Source organism: Haloferax mucosum ATCC BAA-1512, from assembly GCF_000337815.1.
Lineage (GTDB): Archaea > Halobacteriota > Halobacteria > Halobacteriales > Haloferacaceae > Haloferax > Haloferax mucosum.
In genome coordinates this window covers 144,948-162,616 of the sequence record NZ_AOLN01000010.1, presented here as the reverse complement: position 1 = coordinate 162,616, position 17,669 = coordinate 144,948, and the positions used below count along the sequence as shown (strand labels likewise).

The 17,669-nt window shown below is 58.2% G+C and carries 15 protein-coding genes; 9 read left to right on the top strand and 6 right to left on the bottom strand.

The genetic code is table 11. The features are described 5' to 3' along the window. Positions 1 to 11: 11 nt before the first annotated feature. Genes C440_RS06385 through tenA form a run of 3 tightly spaced genes read right to left on the bottom strand, consistent with a single transcriptional unit; the run spans position 12 to position 2,961 of the window. Complete coding sequence (locus tag C440_RS06385) at positions 12 to 1,541, bottom strand: sodium:solute symporter family transporter (protein WP_008319427.1); 1,530 nt, start codon at positions 1,539 to 1,541, stop codon at positions 12 to 14. Continuing rightward, positions 1,535 to 2,299: a TenA family protein gene (locus tag C440_RS06380; RefSeq protein ID WP_008319426.1), complete on the bottom strand. Its 765-nt coding sequence runs from the start codon at positions 2,297 to 2,299 to the stop codon at positions 1,535 to 1,537. Before C440_RS06380 ends, C440_RS06385 begins: the two co-directional genes overlap by 7 nt. Continuing rightward, positions 2,296 to 2,961 (bottom strand): thiaminase II, encoded by a 666-nt coding sequence (gene tenA, locus C440_RS06375; protein WP_008319425.1) that lies wholly within the window; start codon positions 2,959 to 2,961, stop codon positions 2,296 to 2,298. The genes C440_RS06380 and tenA overlap by 4 nt, the downstream gene beginning before the upstream one ends. Positions 2,962 to 3,211: 250 nt before the next feature. Between tenA and C440_RS06370 the strand changes: the two genes are divergently transcribed. Beyond that, the gene (locus C440_RS06370; protein ID WP_008319424.1) at positions 3,212 to 3,778 is read left to right on the top strand and encodes a TATA-box-binding protein; all 567 of its coding nucleotides are present in this window, start codon (positions 3,212 to 3,214) and stop codon (positions 3,776 to 3,778) included. 605 nt (positions 3,779 to 4,383) lie between these two features. Further along, a complete protein-coding gene (locus C440_RS06365) occupies positions 4,384 to 5,616 on the top strand; it encodes a Cdc6/Cdc18 family protein (RefSeq protein ID WP_008319423.1) in 1,233 nt (410 codons plus the stop codon). 484 nt (positions 5,617 to 6,100) lie between these two features. On the opposite strand, the gene C440_RS06360 is transcribed toward C440_RS06365, so the two are convergent. Together C440_RS06360 and C440_RS06355 are read right to left on the bottom strand one after the other, a co-directional pair. Further along, complete coding sequence (locus tag C440_RS06360; RefSeq protein ID WP_008319422.1) at positions 6,101 to 6,487, bottom strand: hypothetical protein; 387 nt, start codon at positions 6,485 to 6,487, stop codon at positions 6,101 to 6,103. Further along, positions 6,484 to 7,347, bottom strand: a complete 864-nt coding sequence (locus C440_RS06355; RefSeq protein ID WP_008319421.1) for a ParA family protein — start codon at positions 7,345 to 7,347, stop codon at positions 6,484 to 6,486. The genes C440_RS06360 and C440_RS06355 overlap by 4 nt, the downstream gene beginning before the upstream one ends. Before the next feature lie 615 nt (positions 7,348 to 7,962). Between C440_RS06355 and C440_RS06350 the strand changes: the two genes are divergently transcribed. From C440_RS06350 to C440_RS06320, 7 genes are all read left to right on the top strand, one after another. Continuing rightward, a complete protein-coding gene (locus C440_RS06350) occupies positions 7,963 to 8,658 on the top strand; it encodes a hypothetical protein (RefSeq protein WP_008319420.1) in 696 nt (231 codons plus the stop codon). Positions 8,659 to 8,774: 116 nt separating this feature from the next. Continuing rightward, a complete protein-coding gene (locus C440_RS06345; protein ID WP_008319418.1) occupies positions 8,775 to 10,544 on the top strand; it encodes a spermidine synthase in 1,770 nt (589 codons plus the stop codon). Position 10,545: 1 nt separating this feature from the next. Beyond that, the gene (locus C440_RS06340) at positions 10,546 to 11,040 is read left to right on the top strand and encodes a DUF2617 family protein (protein WP_008319417.1); all 495 of its coding nucleotides are present in this window, start codon (positions 10,546 to 10,548) and stop codon (positions 11,038 to 11,040) included. A 105-nt stretch (positions 11,041 to 11,145) separates the two neighbouring features. Continuing rightward, positions 11,146 to 12,099, top strand: a complete 954-nt coding sequence (locus C440_RS06335; RefSeq protein WP_008319415.1) for a hypothetical protein — start codon at positions 11,146 to 11,148, stop codon at positions 12,097 to 12,099. 139 nt (positions 12,100 to 12,238) lie between these two features. Then, complete coding sequence (locus tag C440_RS06330) at positions 12,239 to 14,545, top strand: pentapeptide repeat-containing protein (RefSeq protein WP_008319413.1); 2,307 nt, start codon at positions 12,239 to 12,241, stop codon at positions 14,543 to 14,545. A 175-nt stretch (positions 14,546 to 14,720) separates the two neighbouring features. Then, entirely contained in the window at positions 14,721 to 15,431 is a 711-nt protein-coding gene (locus C440_RS06325) for a helix-turn-helix domain-containing protein (protein WP_008319412.1), read from the top strand. Between the two features lie 152 nt (positions 15,432 to 15,583). Further along, the gene (locus tag C440_RS06320; RefSeq protein WP_008319410.1) at positions 15,584 to 16,324 is read left to right on the top strand and encodes an aspartate/glutamate racemase family protein; all 741 of its coding nucleotides are present in this window, start codon (positions 15,584 to 15,586) and stop codon (positions 16,322 to 16,324) included. A 166-nt stretch (positions 16,325 to 16,490) separates the two neighbouring features. On the opposite strand, the gene C440_RS06315 is transcribed toward C440_RS06320, so the two are convergent. After that, positions 16,491 to 17,669: an ABC transporter ATP-binding protein gene (locus tag C440_RS06315; RefSeq protein WP_008319408.1), complete on the bottom strand. Its 1,179-nt coding sequence runs from the start codon at positions 17,667 to 17,669 to the stop codon at positions 16,491 to 16,493.

Below are 17,669 nucleotides of genomic sequence, written 5' to 3'. Positions count from 1 at the left end.
AGTGGGTAACGTCAGTCGGACGTCTGTTGTTCGGTCGCCGAGCTATCGAGCAGTCGAATCTCTCTGGAGAGGCGGCCGAGGTCGAACGCGGCGTTCGAAAGCCGTGCGGCGATCAGCGACGCGACCATCGAGACGAGAAACGCCCCACCGAAGGAGGTGAGATACAGCGGGTCGGCAGACGGGAGGTGACTCCCGACGAGTGGGATTCCCGTGATTGCTCCCCGGAGGTCCGGGAAGTACGCGAGTCCGACAGCGAGACCGGAGAGACTGCTGGCGAGCGCCCCCGGTCCGGTGATTCGCGTCGAGTACAACCCGTAGACGAGCGGGAACGCGACGGCCGCGCCGAGCAAGTCGGCGAAGAAAAACAGCCGAAGGACGCTCTGGGCGCGCAGACTCACGTAGATGGCCGCGAGCGCGACAACGACGGTGAGTGCGCGGGAGCCAACGGCGAGTTGTCGGTCGCTCGGCGACGACAGTACTCGCGCGATGTCAGCAGTGACGAGGCTCGACAGGGCGTTGAACAGCGTGTCGATAGAACTCATCACGAGTAACAGGGCCAAGAGAACGGCCGCGAGGACGAGCCATTCAGGGAACGCGTCCTGCAGGAGGACGAAGAACGCAACGTCGGCGTTGTAGTTCGAACTCGTGACGTTGGTGACGACATCGGCGTTTCCGACGGCGACGATGCCGAAAAATGCGGTGACGAAGACGACCAGTCCGTTCGCAACCGCCGCACTTCTGAAGCTTCGTTCGACCGTCTGTTCGGAGTCGCTGGCGTAGATTCGTTGCCACCACGTCTGGTTGATGAGTTCCGCGCCGAGGATGGCGAATGCGAGTGCGAGTCCGAACTGGAGTCCGGCGAGCGAACCGAGGTCGAGCAACGCGGGGTTCGTTTCGGTGATACCGTCGAGTGCGGCGGTTGGACCACCCAGTGAAACGAGTGCGCCACCGACTGCGAGAAGCAAGAGGGGGAAAACGACGACTGCTTGGATGGCGTCGGTGGTGATACTGGCTCTGAGTCCGCCGTAGCTCGTATAGAGGAGGACGAACCCGCCGACGAGAAGAGCGGTTTGCCACTGCGGAACGCCGGCGACGAGCGAGAGTGCACCCGCGATACCAGTCAGTTCCGCGGCGAGGAAGATGAACATGTAGAGAGCGCTCACTACGAGGACGAACGCGTACATCGCGGTGCCGTACCTGGCGTGGGCGTACTCAGTCAACGAGTGGCCGTGTGGAATGAGGCGCCGGATTCGCGGGCCGAGTTTAGAGTAAACGAGCATCGGAACCGCCTCGCCGATACCGTATCCGACGACGGCGGCGATGCCGAATCCGGCCCCGGCTTCGGGTGCCGAAAAGAGCACCCAAACGCCCATGACCGAGGCAACGAGGGTCGCCGTCGTTCGACGTTCGCCCATCGAGTCGCGGGCGCTGACTAAGTCTTCGACCGAATCGACACGCCCGCGGGAGACCCACACTCCGATGCCGGTGAAGAGGGCGAGCGTTGCGACAGTCAACCCGAGGGCGACTTCGGTACTCACCATGTAGACTCACCGGATACCTCGGCCGTCGTATCGGACGTTGTCTCGTACGCCGCATCGAAGAACGCGACTTCGAGTTCAACCATCCGGCGGAACAGTCGGTCGAGGCGTTGCTGTCGGCGTGGCGAGGCGACCGCACCCGCTCGGTCGAGTTCGTCACGAAGCCAGTTGACGAACGTCGCAAAGTCGTCGGTCGCGTGAAGGTCGATCCACTCGGCGAGATAGAAACGCGACGGCGACCGATCAGCCACCTTGGTCGCCCATGTCAGGTAGACCCACTCGGCGGGGACGAGCACCGCCAGCGTCTCCGCGTAGCCTCCTTGGTGGGCGGCGCGTTCGAGGAGGTCTTCGAACGCGCGGGTCGTCGGCGTCGTAGACGGGTTTCCGTACGTCGATGCTGGAACGTCGAGCGCGTCGAACGAGCGCAGGAAGTAGTCGTCTTCGTCGTCGGTTAGCGTTCTGAGAAATTCGACGAATTTAGACTTCGCGGCCATCGTCGGGGCTTGCCCGACCGCGTGACCGAAAACGCCGACGAGTGTCTCGACGAATGCGTAATCTTGCACCAGATATCGACTGAACACGTCGGGGTCGATGTCGTCACGTCCGAGTTCGCGCGTGAATCGGTGTGTCGTCGCCGCGTCCCACTGGTCCCCCGCCCGAGCGCGGAGCCAGTCGGTAAATCTCGGCTGGTCCCGACCGGCGGCGTACTGGTCGTACGTTTCTGGAACTGACAACGGTTCCCCCGTGGTCGTGTCCTTCATAGGGGCCACTCCTCTTGTCGCCAAGCGGCGTCCCAAAATTTGTACTCGTACTGTGCGGAGGTGCGGAACAGTTCGCGGTAGCGCTCTCGGGTCGTTGGAGTCGCGGCCGCGGCCACGTCATCCATGAGGGTTTTACACCATTCGGTCAGTTCTGTGAACTCGTCGCCGGTGTACATCTCGACCCACGCGGCGTACTGTTTGTGGTCCGGAATCCCGTTGGCGGCGAGTCGCCGACCGGTTTCGTTGAATCCCCACATACAAGGGAGCAGTGCCGCGACGATATCACCGAACGTCCCGAGTGTGGCTGTTCGAACGAGAAAGTCGGTGTACGCACGAGTCGTCGGTGAGGGAGTCGTTGCCTCTAACTCGTCGGTGCTGATTCCAAACTCGGTCGCATACCCGCGGTGGAGGTCCATCTCCTCGTTGACGGTCGATTCGAGGAGTGACGCAAACGTTCCCATCGAATCGAGTGTTGGAGCCTTCGTCGCACCGAGAGCGAACAGCCGACTGTACTCGACGAGGTAGAGGTAGTCCTGTCGGACCCAATATTTGAACGGTTCCACATCGAGAGAACCAGTACCGAGCTGTTCGACCATCGGATGTGCGACGATAGCCGACCAAAACTCGTCGGCTTCGTCGTGAATCTCGTCGGTGAATGCCATGACAATGAGTCGGTGAATGTGCTGAAAAGAATTATGATGCGGTTGTATTATTTGGTTATTCGATTTGGATTCTAGAACAAGTAATATGATGAATATATAAACGAACAGAGAGTAGTTTATAAAACGGGAGTTGTAGATGAACTGGGACAGTTTGAACGGATTCCAGGATATTTCCGGAATTGAAACGTGTTGTGTACGTACCTAATTAGCCCCGTACTTTAACACAAAAGCCTGTCATATTGTTCACAAGATGTCGCGCGCAAACGTTGCGAGGTCGGTCGAAGTGCAGAATGTCGTTGCTTCGACCGAGGTTAGCTTCGAGCTCGATTTGGACCGCCTCTCACTCGATATGTCCAGCACGGATTACGACCCGGAGAATTTTCCCGGACTCGTCTATCGAACCCACGACCCGAAAGCCGCTTGTCTCGTGTTCCGGTCCGGGAAAATCGTCTGTACCGGTGCAGATAGTGTTACAGACGTAAACGCGGCAATCGAAACGCTGTTCGACGAACTGGACTCACTTGGTGTTCCCGTTCCGGACGACCCGAGTCCAACCATCCAAAATATCGTATCGAGTGCCGACCTCGGTGGAGCGCTCAACCTGAACGCGCTTGCAATTGGACTTGGTCTCGAAGCCGTCGAGTACGAACCCGAGCAGTTTCCCGGACTCGTCTACCGTCTCGACGAACCGAATGTCGTTATCCTCATGTTTGGAAGCGGTAAAATCGTGATTACAGGCGCTGAAGCGGTTGCTGACGCGGAATCGGCACTCGAAGTTGTTGATTCCGACGTTCGTGAGCTGGGACTACTTGGTTGACGTTTTGGTTGGTACTTGACTAGTAGTCGTTAGTTGTACGGTTGTAGCGAAACGGGTGACTAGGACTGCTGTGGGATTTACTCTCGCTTCTTGTAATCTAGTCGATGGTATGGCCTCAGAGTGTACACACACACACCACCTTCGCGTTTGTAACGGCTACGAGAGTCTCTAGAGTATCTGAACACACCCCCCTCGCGTTTGTAAATATAGCGGCAATATCCTCTCCGAAGTGGGTCTTCTGCGAGAACTCTCCTTCACTTATTCGTGTTACAAACGCGAGGGTGGTGTGTCTGAACGGGAACTTCGGCGCTACCGCGTTACAAACGCGAGGGTACTCCCCACCGTGTTACATCCGCGAGGGTGGTCTCCAACGACTACGTTACAAACGCGAGTGTACCCCACTCGTAGTTCTCTTCGGGAGGGTCGGCTTCACGTGTTACATCCGCGAGGGTGGTGTCTGACAGTGTTACTCGCGCGATGCCACTCTGTATTTAGTAAACGTAGATTTTGACATACATCCGTTCAGACGGCCATATCTGCCATAGTTACAAACGCGAGTCCACCCCCTCACTTTTATTATTGGTGAGTATGAATACCGAACCCATATGACATCTGACGAGGCTGGCGGGGGTGGTCGTGATCCCCTCTTTCGATACGATCAACCTATCTTTGCGAACGAGGACATTCTCAAGATTTCACACCTACCTGGCCCGGACAAAATTGTCGGCCGCGACGAGCACATGTCGAAAGTCGCACAGGCGCTCAACCCCGCAATTTTCGGTCGAGAGCCGACTCATCTGTTTATCTTTGGGAAGACTGGTTCGGGGAAGACGCTCACTGCTCGACTCGTCAGTGAGCGACTGCAAACCGAGGCGACACGGGAGGACGTCGAAGTAAAAATCGCGGTTATCGACTGCGGGGAGCAACATACTGAGGCGTCGGTTATCAAGACACTCGCATCGCAGGTCAACGATCCGTCGAAAAGCGGCATGACGATTCCCGAACGCGGGCTTTCGACCGGCGATTACTACAACCGTTTGTGGCAGGTCCTCGACACGTGCTCTGACGTCGCTATCGTCATCCTCGACGAGATAGACATGCTTCGGGACGACGAGGTTCTTCGCAAACTCTCTCGCGCAGGTGAAAACCAGAAAATAGTCGATTCACGGATTGGCATTATCGGCATTTCGAACAAGATCGACTATCCCGAAGAGCTAACTGAGCGCGTCAAATCGAGTTTCGCACACGACGAACTCGTGTTTCCGTCGTACGACGCGAATCAACTCCGGGAAATCCTCGAAAACCGTAAGGACGCGTTCAAACCCGGCGTCCTCACTGACGACGTCATCCCGCTTGCAAGCGCGCTCGCGGCACAGGAACACGGCGACGCTCGGAAGGCGATCGACATCCTCCGAAACGCTGGACGAATCGCCCGTAATGAAAGCGCCGAGACGGTGACCGACGACCACGTTCGAGCGGCGAAAGAAAAAAGCGAGGCGGACCGGTTCAGCGAACTCCTCGAAGGAACCGCCACGCAATCGAAGGCCGTTCTCTACTCGCTCGTGCTTCAAACCGGCGGGCGAAAAACCGCCGAAATCACGACGAACAAAATCTATCGACAGTATCTCACTGTCGCAGATGACCTCGATATGGACCAACTCTCTGAACGCCGGGTCCAAGAACTCCTACAAGAACTCGACTTCCTCAACGTCATTCAGTCGGAGGTACGCGGGCGTGGACGCGGACAAGGCGTTCACGGGACCCACCGACTACTCGAAGACCCGGATATTGTCAAACGAGTGTTGCTTCGGGATAGTCGAATCTCGACACTTGAATAACACTCTCACTGCGTTCGACTCATAGCGGCCGCCTAGTGGCCTGTCGATCCGTCTCTCTTCTGAGCCTTCTCTGATGGCCTTCCTCATCCCTTCCAAATTATCCATAGAATTCAAATTACCCAAATAATCTAAGGAACTCAAATAAGCAAAAGTATTTAAGAGGTTTGAATTATCTAAGTTTCCACCGAATCCACTTGGCCATTGTAATCGACCGAACACAGTTTCTTACCACCAGAAATCATCCTACATATTTTAAATAATCCAAATTATTCCTCTCCGGTACCGAGCCGGCCGCTACTCGATACGACCAATCCACGATTCGAGGCCGGTTCTCGGCTGACTCACCACGACACGACCGTGGCTCACACAACGCTCGCCTGTCCTCAGCACTCGTCTGCCCACTGCACCGTACAAAACCTAAACCAGCTGGGTTATCTATCCAACTTGAATTTCCTCAACCACCAAATTACCCGACTAATCTGCGTTATTCGCTGTCGATACCACGCTGTTCGAGTACCTGCTCAACGATTAGCTCTGGGTGCTCGGCAACGACAGACAGTGCGGCGTTGTGGAGTTCGCTCTTTTTGATGTTCTGTAGTCCGTGGTCTCGCGTGAGTTCGCGCTCCACGTCGTAGGTGATGATATCGTCAAACTCGGTTGCGACCGCTCCGAGAACGTAGAGGGCTTTGTGTACCGTTTCGTCGAACTCGAAGGCCGGGCTTTTCCGTGGGTCTGCGGGTTCGTCGGCTACGTCGGATTCGGTTTCCTCGGCTGTCGGTGCCCCGTCGTCTACTTCGGGTTCAGTGGTGGATTCTGAGTCGCTTTCGTCGCCCATCGCGGCATCGAGGTCACCGAACGGGTCGTCACTCATCGGCTGACAGCTCCGTTTTCGACGATTTGAGCGAGTTCGTCGTAGCATTCGAGTTGGTCGCACGAGCTGTCGTAGTCGCGTAGCGGCATGTGGTCTCGAATCGATGCGTCGATTGCCGACCGATGACGGATTCCAGGCTTTGGCAGGTCGTCATCCCACGTGCCGTTGTCGATCGCTTCGAAGAACGACGGGTCCGTATACGCGAACTCCGGGAGTTTCGAAGCGATATTCGGTTTCGAAACGAGGGCTTCGATGAGCCGCCGCGTCGGTCGGTCGTGGTCGATTCGGTCCCGGAGGTCGGTCGGTACCACCGCGAGAATATCGAGGTCGAAGTGCTCTCGTGCGGGCTGAATCAGACGCTTGACTGTCTTTTCGAGACCGGAGAGCGCCCCGGACTCGGGACGCATCGGCAACACCAGATTTTGCGTCGCATACAGGGCGTTGTCGTTGAGTTTTCCGCGTGCGGCGGGACAGTCCACGACAACGTAGTCGTATTCGTCTCCGAGAAGCGGATTGACGACGCGCTGTTTGAGACGCGCAGAACCCATCATCACGCCGCCGAGGTCTGACTCGACCTGCTCGATGCGGTCGTTCGAGGGCAGGAGGTCGATTTCGAAGTCGGTCTCTAAGATGAGTTCCCGGGGTTCGGTGTCCGCGTCGTCCAAGAGCACGTCTCCGAGATGCGACTCCGAGTAAAATTCCTCGCCGAACCCGAGGCCGGTCGTCGTATGGCCGTTCGGGTCGAGGTCAACGAGGAGGACGTTGCTTCCGCGGTGTGCGAGTTCGCGGGTGAGGTTGATCGAGGTCGTCGATTTGCCGATACCGCCTTTGAGTAGACAAACACTGACTGCGCGTGACATAATGGGCAGGGTATCCGTACTATCCAGATATTCGGCGTTCTTGAAATAATTATGGTTATCCTGGCCCTTTGGATGTCTTAAATAGCCTAAGAAATCTACATAATTTGAATAATTTACTGTTGCCTCGTATCTCTTTTCTTCTGGCACCGTCCAGCTTTCGTCCGCGCTAACACCCCCCTCAGCCATTCAAATAATTTAAATAATTCTAAGAATTTGGATTGTCTGTCTAGTTTGAATATTTACAGCCCCTCGAAAGAGCTGACTCAGTTGGATACCTTGTCAACCATATTATCTTGCTATTATCTTGCTATTATTTTGATATTGTCTTGTCACCTACCTCGTTTGCTCGCGTTCGGGCCACCTATTCCACACAACTCAGCGTATTTGCGTAGTCTCAACTATCTCGGTTCTCTCTAACATCTGGGCTATGCAACTCTCCCGAACTATCTGGGAAATCCAGATAATCCAAAGAATTCTAAAAGTCCAAATTATCTCATTTCATCGAACTTTACTGGGATTTCCCGGACGTTGACGAACGACTGTAACTCTCTCGACGACATTCTGAACCACAAGACTGTTATCCGCGTTATCTGATTGAACCAGATGAATACGAGTATGCGTCGCCGCAAATTCCTCTACACGTCCGGTCTCGGAGCACTCGGTGCTCTGGCCGGATGCCTCGGTAGCAAGTCCCCTCCACCGCGAAAGTCCAGCGTCGTCGCGGATTTTGAGACGAGCGATGGCTCTCTCGTCATCGACCTCGCCGACGAGACGTGGGTCATGTCCCGGTACGAACCAAACCACCAATCGATTTCAGGTGTCAGTCCGATTGGCATCGCCAGCGCCAAAGGAAAAGGCGGCGGTGTCGGCGGGCGAGGTGCCACCGGTCGCGGCTCCGGCGGATACTCGTCGGCCCCGCGAACGAAGCACGGTCACGCGTGGTTCTACGGCGGCGACTACGCCGACGATTGGTATGAAGACCACGGCAACGAAGTGTCTCGGTATGGCGTCGGTATCGCCGCCCTCGGTATCGCCTACCTTGGCTCTACGGAGGCGATGAAAGACGACGCACCGGACGCCGGTCCGGTTGCGTGGGACGAGACGTTCGACAACCCCGACGACACCGTGGCGTACGACCTCACCAGCCGAAACGAGTTCAACCGTGATGGCTGGTATCGCGTCGGTACTCACGTCGTCGGGTCGGACACTGACCACGATTTCCGCTGGGAGTGTTACGACCTCGAAGTCACCGGTCTCGGTGACGAGAAGTTCACCATCGAAGAACAGTGGAAAGTCTCACCGCGGATTTGAACACGCTCGCGGTCAGTGACTGGCCGCGACAGCGCAGTCACCAACTGCCCTGCGGTCGTCATCGCCGACGTCGCAGTCGCAACTGATGGTTCCGTCACCCCGCACGGATTTTCACGATGTCTAACACACGAACTGATACCGGAACGCTCCTGGCGCTCACATTCGTCGTCTCCTTCTGTAGCTTCGCCTACGAGTTCGTCTACTCCGAACTGCTGACGGTGATGTACGGTGGGACCGTGACACAGTACGTCATCACAGTCGGACTGTACTTCTTCAGTCTCGGCATCGGTGCGGCGCTCTCGGATGACCTCGATGCCACGGACCTCGGCGGGAACTTCTTCCGAACCGAGGTGTTCCTCGCCGCCGTCGCACCGGCAGGATTCCTGCTCATCGTCGCGCTCAACAGCGTCCGCATTCCGCAGTCGATTCCGTCGGAAGTCATCTGGATGACGGCCCGCCTTCCAGTCGTGGTCGTCGGCTTCCTCTCCGGCTTCGAACTTCCGTTGTTGACCCACATGGTCGATGAACTCGAAGACGGAGAGGCGACGATGCCGAACTGGCTTCGAAGCACGTGTGGCCAAATCCACGAGATTATGGTCTCGATTCTCGGCACGGTTTGGAATGTCAAACGAACTGACGGACGGCGAAGCGGCCTGTCGCTCGTGCTGGCGATGGACTACGTCGGTGGTCTCGCTGGTGCGGTCGTCTACGCCCGCGTCCTCTACCCGGGTATCGGGCTGATTCCGACGATATTCGTGTTGGCACTACTGAACGGCATCGCCGCGTTGGTCTTCGTGGCTCACTTCGGCGACTGGGCTTGGTGGCCTGTCGGCGGTGGCAAACGGACCTCTCGTGAACTCTCGATTGGTCACGTCTCGAAGACACTTCTCGTCGTCTGTCTCGTTCTCACCGCGTCGTACGCGGGTGTGGTTGCGAAACACGATACCGCAGACGAGCAACTGTCAGAACTCTACTTAGAACAGCAGATAGAAAACCGGTATCCACCGGGTGCGATGCGTGCAACCGTCACTTCTCAGGAGACGACCACGTATCAACACGTCATCCGGTACAACCGAACGTGGACGGGAACCGGTCCGAATCCGTACTTCACCGGCCGGACCGAACAGTGTCTTCGTTTAGGCTCTGCGGTCCAGTTATGTGAGAGCTGGGCGGACAGCTATCACCAGGGACTCGTCGATGTCCCCATGTCGTTGGTCGAACCCGGTCCCAAAACGAACGTCCTCGTCGTCGGCGGCGGCGACTGGATCGCGATTGACCACCTCCGAGAGTACGACGTCTCCGTAGACCACGTTGACCTCGACGGGGAGTTCATGCAACAGGCGAAAACGGACCCGTTCTTCCGGACGTGGCACGACGACGCCTACGAGTACGACAGGTTGAACACGACCACCGCGGACGGCTATCATTACCTTCAAGAGACGAACGAGACGTACGACCTCGTGCTTCTCGACATCCCCGGTGCGACCGACGACGACTTGCTCACACTCTATTCCGCGGAGTTCTACCGCTCCGTTCGAAACCACCTCTCCGACGAGGGTGTCGTCGCCACGTGGGGGTACTCTCCGGATAGTTACCCACAGCACCACAAAGCGTTCGTCAACACGGTCGGAACCGCTGGATTCACAAACCAACTTTCGTATTGGGTTCGTGAGGACCTCGATTCCGACGGCCAATCCGAACGCGTCGAGAAGTTCTACGTGTTCGCGCCTGGTGAGCGCCGACCGCTCACAGGAGACGGCGAAACAGCTTACGTTCGGACTCACGAGCAGTATCGAACCGTCAAATGGCACGCAGTTCCTCGCTACCGTGGCGTGCGAGTGAACTCGATCTTCCACCCGAACTACGACATCCTCGTCGATACCTAACATGCCCTCCCAACCCCACGACTCACCGACTGCACTGTACTTCGGCTACGCCAGCGAGGTGCCGAACCTGGCGTCAGTCGAAGTAAAAACCGTCCATCCGGCGACGTTGGTGGATTCGCCCGCGGTATTCACCGTCATCGGCGAGTCTCACTACGTCGGCCTGCCGTCGCTGGAGTTTCACGAACTCTGTTCGTGTAAGCCGCTCCCGTCAGAACAGACCCACGAGACACCGTTGGTTGCTGACGCCGAACACGAGTTCCGATTCGAAAGTGACCATCTCGACGCGCACACGACGGTCGAGGGGAAATCACTCGACGAGTTCCCCGGCCCGAATGAATCGAGCATCTCGTATCGGTTTGGGCCTGACGCGTGGACCACCATCCGAGTCGAACCGTCGGGGTCCGGATACGAGACGTACCACACCTATCCCGAGTACGACCTCGCGCTGTACACGAGAACCGAACTCGACCCGCATTCGAAGCACCCCGAACCGTAGCCGCAACACTCAATCGAAAGTCGCCCGCCTCAATCCAGTCCATCCAACCCTGCCCAACACAGTCCAACCTGCCCAACACAGTCCAACCCAACTCAAATCCAATCCATGACACAAAACACACAGCCTTCCTACGACGGAGACGTGACGCTCAACGGCTCGGAACAGCCACCGGTCGAACTCCGAGACCCCGCCGACGTGTTCGTCGGCGCTGAAAGCATCGACGGTGACCTCACCGTCCAAAACGCGGAATACGTCTTCACGCACTCGCCCGTAACCGGCTCCAACGCGGTCGCGGACGCCGAAACCGAAATCGCCGGCACCATCGAAGACGGATACGTCCAATCGGTCCCCGGCGACGTGCTCCTTTCGCACGCCGAAGACGTGTTTATCTCGGCCGACGCCGTCGATGGCACAGTCTCTGCTCCCGGTGCGGAAAACGTCTACTCGGACGACACCTCGCTCGCGGCCGATGCTGACTCCTACGACGTTTCGACGTTCGGTTGGGAGCAGTCGGGACGCGCGACCGACCCAGAAGCAGGTGTCTATGCGGTGGGGATGTCTCACGACATCGAGTTAGCTAACGTCCGCCGCGACGTCGAACTCTATCTCGTCGGCCACGGCCACGACGTTCGTGTCGATGGCAAAGGTGCCGAAATTTCCATCCACTTCGTCGGCTACGACAACACCGTCCACGTCGGTCCGTACCTCTCTTCGACTGTCGAAACCGAGACCGGATTCGACAACGATGTCGATGCCGAACCGTACCCGGCCGAAGACCTCGTCGAGATGTCGCGGAGCGAAGCCTACTCGAACGCCGGGTTCGGCCGAACGAAAGTGACGTTTCAGGTGCCGCACGACGGAGATGACTGGTGTTCGAACTGCGGACAGGCGGCCGAGGCCATCATCGAGCGCCACCAGCTGGAGGCGTTTTTCCTCTTCGGCCATCCCGTTTGGACCTTCGACCAGAGCACCAACCCCGCACACGAGTGCGAACACTGCTCGCCGAACGCGATTCGCGCCGAACTCACGGAACGAGAACGACGTACCATCTTCGACTGACTGTCGTCCGAAGATATATATCACACACCCCGGAAAATGAACGAAGTACGAATCTCGAACCGATATTCGAACACGACCCAACGAGATTTCGATAGGAGCCTCCCCACCGATGTCGAGAAATGAATCTACACCCGCTTTGATGTCTTCCTCCACGTGTCGGTACACGTTCGACCCGTCGATACAGACGGACGCACACCTCCAAACGACGTGGGAATGTCCCCACGAGGCCCATCCCGAAAGCGAACACTGCGTGTTCCACATGAGCCGGGACGAGCGGACCTCGCTCGACGTCTCGGGTGACGATATTGTCGAAGAACTCCGGGCGAATCTCCAGTCGTCGGACACCCGCGTCAACGAGTACGTCGGCGCGGACCTCCCGCACCTCTCGCTCACGTATCAGGATGTCAACGGTGAGACCAACCACGTGCTGAACTTCCAGCACGCGACTATCGAAGGGTTGGACCTCACGCACGGCAAACTCGAACAGGGATTGATTCTCCGAGAGGCGACCATCGGCCGGCTCAAGCTCAAGGAGGCGGTTCTCACGGGAACCGTCGATGCACAGCACCTGACCGTCCGAGACGAGATGACGACGAACGAGGCGACGTTCGAACAGGAAGTCTGGTTCGACGACGCGGTCTTTCACGGGGACGTTCACTGCGACGAGACGACGTTCTTGGCCGACACGAGCTTCGCGGACACGACGTTCCACGGCGCGGCGAACTTCCGAAACATCGAGACGAGCGGGAGTAGCCACGTGTTGAACGACCACATCTCGTTCGCCGATACGACCTTTCGCGGCGACGCGAGTTTCCGGCAGGCGACGTTCGATTACGTCACGTTCGAACGCGCGCAGTTCACTGCTGGTTCCGACTTCGAACACGTCAGGTTCGACGGCGACGCCCGATTCGACGACGTGACGTTTCAGGAGATGGCCGACTTCGACGAGGCACGCTTCGACGACGACGTCAGCTTCACCGACGGTCGATTCATGGCGTTGGCCGAGTTCCGCGGCGTCGAGTTCAACGGCGGTAGTCGGACGACACACGACGACGTGACGTTCGAGGGCGCGACGTTCGAAAGCGAGGCTGACTACAAACTCGCTCGCTTCCGGTTTTCGGACTTCAAAGATGCGGTGTTCAAAGGTGCGGTCAACTTCGACCGCGCGACGTTCACGGCGAGAGCGGATTGCCACCGCCTCCGAATCGCCGGCGAACTCAACCTCTCGCTCGCAACGTTCAACGGCGGCGTCAATTTCGACGACAGCACGCTCCAAGACGACGTCGTCGCCGAGGAGACGACGTTCGGCGGCGACGCTTCGTTCGAGGATGTCGCCTTCGAAGCACGAGCGCGGTTCACCGAGGTCAGATTCGAAGAGGACGCACGCTTCCGAAACGCGACGTTTCACGGCCCCGCCGAGTTCCGTGGTGCGCTGTTCGAAGGCGAGATGCAACATCTCGAAGCGAACGCGTCGTTCAACGAAGCCGTCTTCGAGGACGCCGCCGAGTTCGAAGCGGCGAACTTCACGACCGCCTCGTTCTGGGAGACGACGTTCCACGAGCAGTCGGACTTCCGCCGTGCGGTGTTTCACGAAACCGCCCGCTTCCGCGTCCGCAACGGCGAGCGTGACACGTACCTCGATTTCACCGACGCGACCATCTGCGGTGGGACGATTTCGCAGGTCTCCGGCGAGGCGACCCCGTACGACCTCACCCGTGCGACCATCGGCGACCTCCAACTCGAAGGCGACGGCAACGACCACGAACTACTCGACCACTTCAGATTCTGTCTCACCGAGTTCGACTGCTTCGACTTCAGCGACCACCACGGCTATCTCGAACGAAACGACTGGACGATTCACGACTTCGTCGGCAACACCGCGACCGGCCAGTTCGCCGTCGAGATGGACCACGAAATCATCGAGGAGACGTACCGAAAAGCACAGGATAGCGCGGATGCGGTCGGCGACACACCCGCCAGCCGGGAGTTCGAATTCAAGCGCTACTACTACAACCGCAAGAAGAACTTCGACATCATCATCAACGAGTACTCGCTGAACGTGTGGGCTCGCGGTAAGAAGGTCGCAAGCGCGGGTCTCAACCTCCTGATGCAGGTGACGTGTGGCTACGGAAACCGGCTTCCGCGAATCGCCATCTTCACGTTCTTGCTTCCGGCGGTGTTCGGGCTATTGTACGCCGTCGGCGGACCATTTGCGACACAAGCGGGGAGTGTTTTCGAGGCGGGTGCGGTCAACAAGACGGCACTCGAAGTCCTCTTCGACAACGTCTACTACAGCTATATTAGCTTCAGTACGGTCGGCTACGGCGATATCAACCCGATTGGTCCAGCCGCTCGTGTGCTGGCGGCGAGTCAAGGGATGTTGAACGGGCTGTTTTTCACCCTGCTCACGTTCACGCTGTTCAAGCGGGTGCTCGGTGGAAACTAACCCCAGACACACGCGCGAACGCGAGAATCGGTTTCCCACGCGGTCGAACTCCCACGCGGTCGAACGAACTACCGGTCACGCCGTCGGGTGGACCACCCACCACGCGACCGAATGACTGACTGTCCATCGCCGCGCGAACGCTACGTTTTCCTGCTCGGCATGTGTTGACTCGACAATGGCCGAATCGAAACGTGAAAAAGAACTCCTCAACCTCTCTCTCGAAGTCTGGCATCCCGACTGCTGGGGTATCGTCTCCACGGCCGAGGCGGGGAGTGGACTCGTCGGTCATGGCGCGGCGGTCGAGGGGAACTCGGCGTACGAACGCTGTACCATTTACGGAGAGTCACACGAACACGTTACGCAAGCAATCGAAGTCGCACACGAACTCTCATTTATCAACCATATCGAACCGATAGGCGGGGCCGCAAGCGAGACCGCCGTTCCCGCCGCAATCGGCCACGCGACCCAAGACGTGTTCATCGAGTACGTCGCAAACGAGGGAATCGGCTCCGCATTCTTGACGCGCGGCGTGCTCGTCGATAGTTCGTACCGAATCGAGGATGGCGTCGAGACGTGGAACCTTCTCGCGCACACCTCGCGGGAATCGCTGGGCCGACTGCTTGACGAGATCCGAGACGACCGCGACGCGGACATCTCGGTGACGAAAATCTCGCCCGCGTCCGAACCGATACGGCCACCCAAACCCGGCCGAACGGAACTGCTCACCCCACGACAACGCGAAGCGGTAAACCTGGCGCGCGAGCGCGGCTACTACAACTGGCCGAGAGAGGTGACGGCGCGCCAGTTAGCGGCCGAACTCGACGTGTCGAAGACGACGTTTTTAGAGCACCTTCGGAAGGCGGAAGCGAAGCTGATGAGTCGCTGATAGCGTCTGGTTTCTCGACCCTCCCATGGGAGGCGACACCTGATGTGCAAACGAATCGTTTGGTATCGTATGTCAGCACTCTTCGGTGCAACTGACGCTCGAACCGTGACTGAACGTTGTGAACGCTGGCGGCAGAACCAGCGGGTGATTGCATGAGTTGGCAGAGCGACGTGCTCGACGATCCGCGAACTATCGGTATCCTCGGCGGAATGAGTAGCCAATCGACGGTCGAATACTACCGCTATATCGACAGTGAAATCAACGACCGCCTCGGCGGCCACCACGCTGGCGATATCGTGATTAGAAGCGTCAACTTCGCCGATATCAAGGGATTCATCCAATCGGAGCAGTGGGACGAAGCGGGAGCGTATCTCGCCGCGGCCGCCCACGACCTCGAAGCCGCCGGTGCCGATTTCGTACTCTTAGCTACCAACACGATGCACAAGGTCGCACCGTCTATCACCGACGCGCTCGCTGTCCCGTTCGTCCACATCGTCGATGTCGCCGCCGATGCCATCCGCGCCGCCGGTCTCGACACTGTCGGGGTTCTCGGAACGCAAGCCACGATGCAGGAGGACTTCTACCGCGACCGATTCGCCGACCACGGTATCGACCTCGTCGTTCCCGACAAGGAGCACTGTCCGGAAGTGGACCGAATCATTTTCGAGGAGTTGACGAAAGGAGACATCTGTGACGACTCCCGAGACTACTATCTGGACGCCATCGACGCGCTCGTCGCGGACGGCGCAGAGGGTATCGTACTCGGCTGTACGGAAATCGAACTCCTCGTCAACCAGTCCGACAGACCGGAGATTCCGATGTTCGATACGACCGCGCTTCACGTCGAGCGAGCCGTCGAGTACAGTCTGCGTGCCGACGCAGAAGTGCGGTAACCCCCGGTGAACTCGTAACGCTATCGAAAACGGAATTTCCCGGACGAACAGGAATTCTCCGGAGGAACGCTGAACTCCCTATTGGAACAAGGACTCGACAGAGAACACGAAAATTCCCCAGAGAACACGAAACTCCGTCGAACTCCGAGGTAGTGCGCCGCTCGGCTTACTGCTGTGACTGCGACTGAACTGGCTCCGGTTCTGCGACGGTAGTTGCAGAACCCCTCGAAGTCGCTTTCTCCGCCCGCGGCGACGAGTGATACACCGCAGTTCCCTGCTCGTCGAACAGATGCAAGCGGTCTGTATCGACACCGAGGTCGATGGTATCGCCGGGCGAGATGGCACTTCTCGGTTCGGTCTTCACTTTTAGTTCCACGCCGCCAACCTCACAGTGAACGAGGAGCGCTTCCCCCAACGGCTCTGTCACGCTGACGACGGCTTCGAACGTCGCCGTGTCCGCCGGAAGCGACATCGCAAGCGAGATGTCTTCGGGACGAACGCCGAAGTGCGCCGGCGACCCAGCGATTGCTTCGAGTTCGTCCGTGGGTGGAAGTGGTACTTCGAATCCGTCGTGTTGGGCGGCGAAACGGTCGTCCTGTCCGACAACATCGACCGGGATGATGTTCATCGCGGGGCTACCGATGAACTCGGCGACGAAGCGCGTCGCCGGATAATCGTAGAGCAGTTGCGGCGAGTCAACCTGTTCGATTTCTCCGTCGTTCAACACCGCCACGCGGTCGCCGAGCGTCATCGCCTCGGTCTGGTCGTGGGTGACGTAGACGGTCGTCGTCTGCAACTTTCGGTGGAGTTCGAGGAGTTCGGTTCGCATCTCGACGCGGAGCTTCGCGTCGAGGTTCGAAAGCGGCTCGTCGAGGAGGAACAAGTCCGGTTCGCGGAGCAGTGCACGACCGATGGCGACGCGCTGGCGCTCCCCCCCGGAGAGCGCTTTCGGCTTCCGGTCCAGTAGGTCGGTGATGCCGAGCGTCTCGGCGACGTCTGCGACTCGTTCATCGTCGCCCGACCGGTCGAACAGGCCGTTCGAGTCGAGTCCGAACGTCATGTTTTCGGCCGCCGTCATGTGCGGGTACAGCGCGTAGTTCTGGAACACCATCGCCACGTTCCGTTTGTGGGGTGGCAGGTCGTTGACGACGGTGTCGCCGATGGTGAGCGTTCCGTCAGTGATCGTTTCGAGACCGGCGAGCATCCGCAACGTGGTCGATTTACCACAGCCGGACGGGCCGACGAGGACGAGGAATTCCCCGTCGTTGACGGCCAAATCAATTCCTTTGACGGCTTCGACGTCGCCGAAGTGTTTCGTGAGTGTCTCAAGTTCGATGTGTGTCAT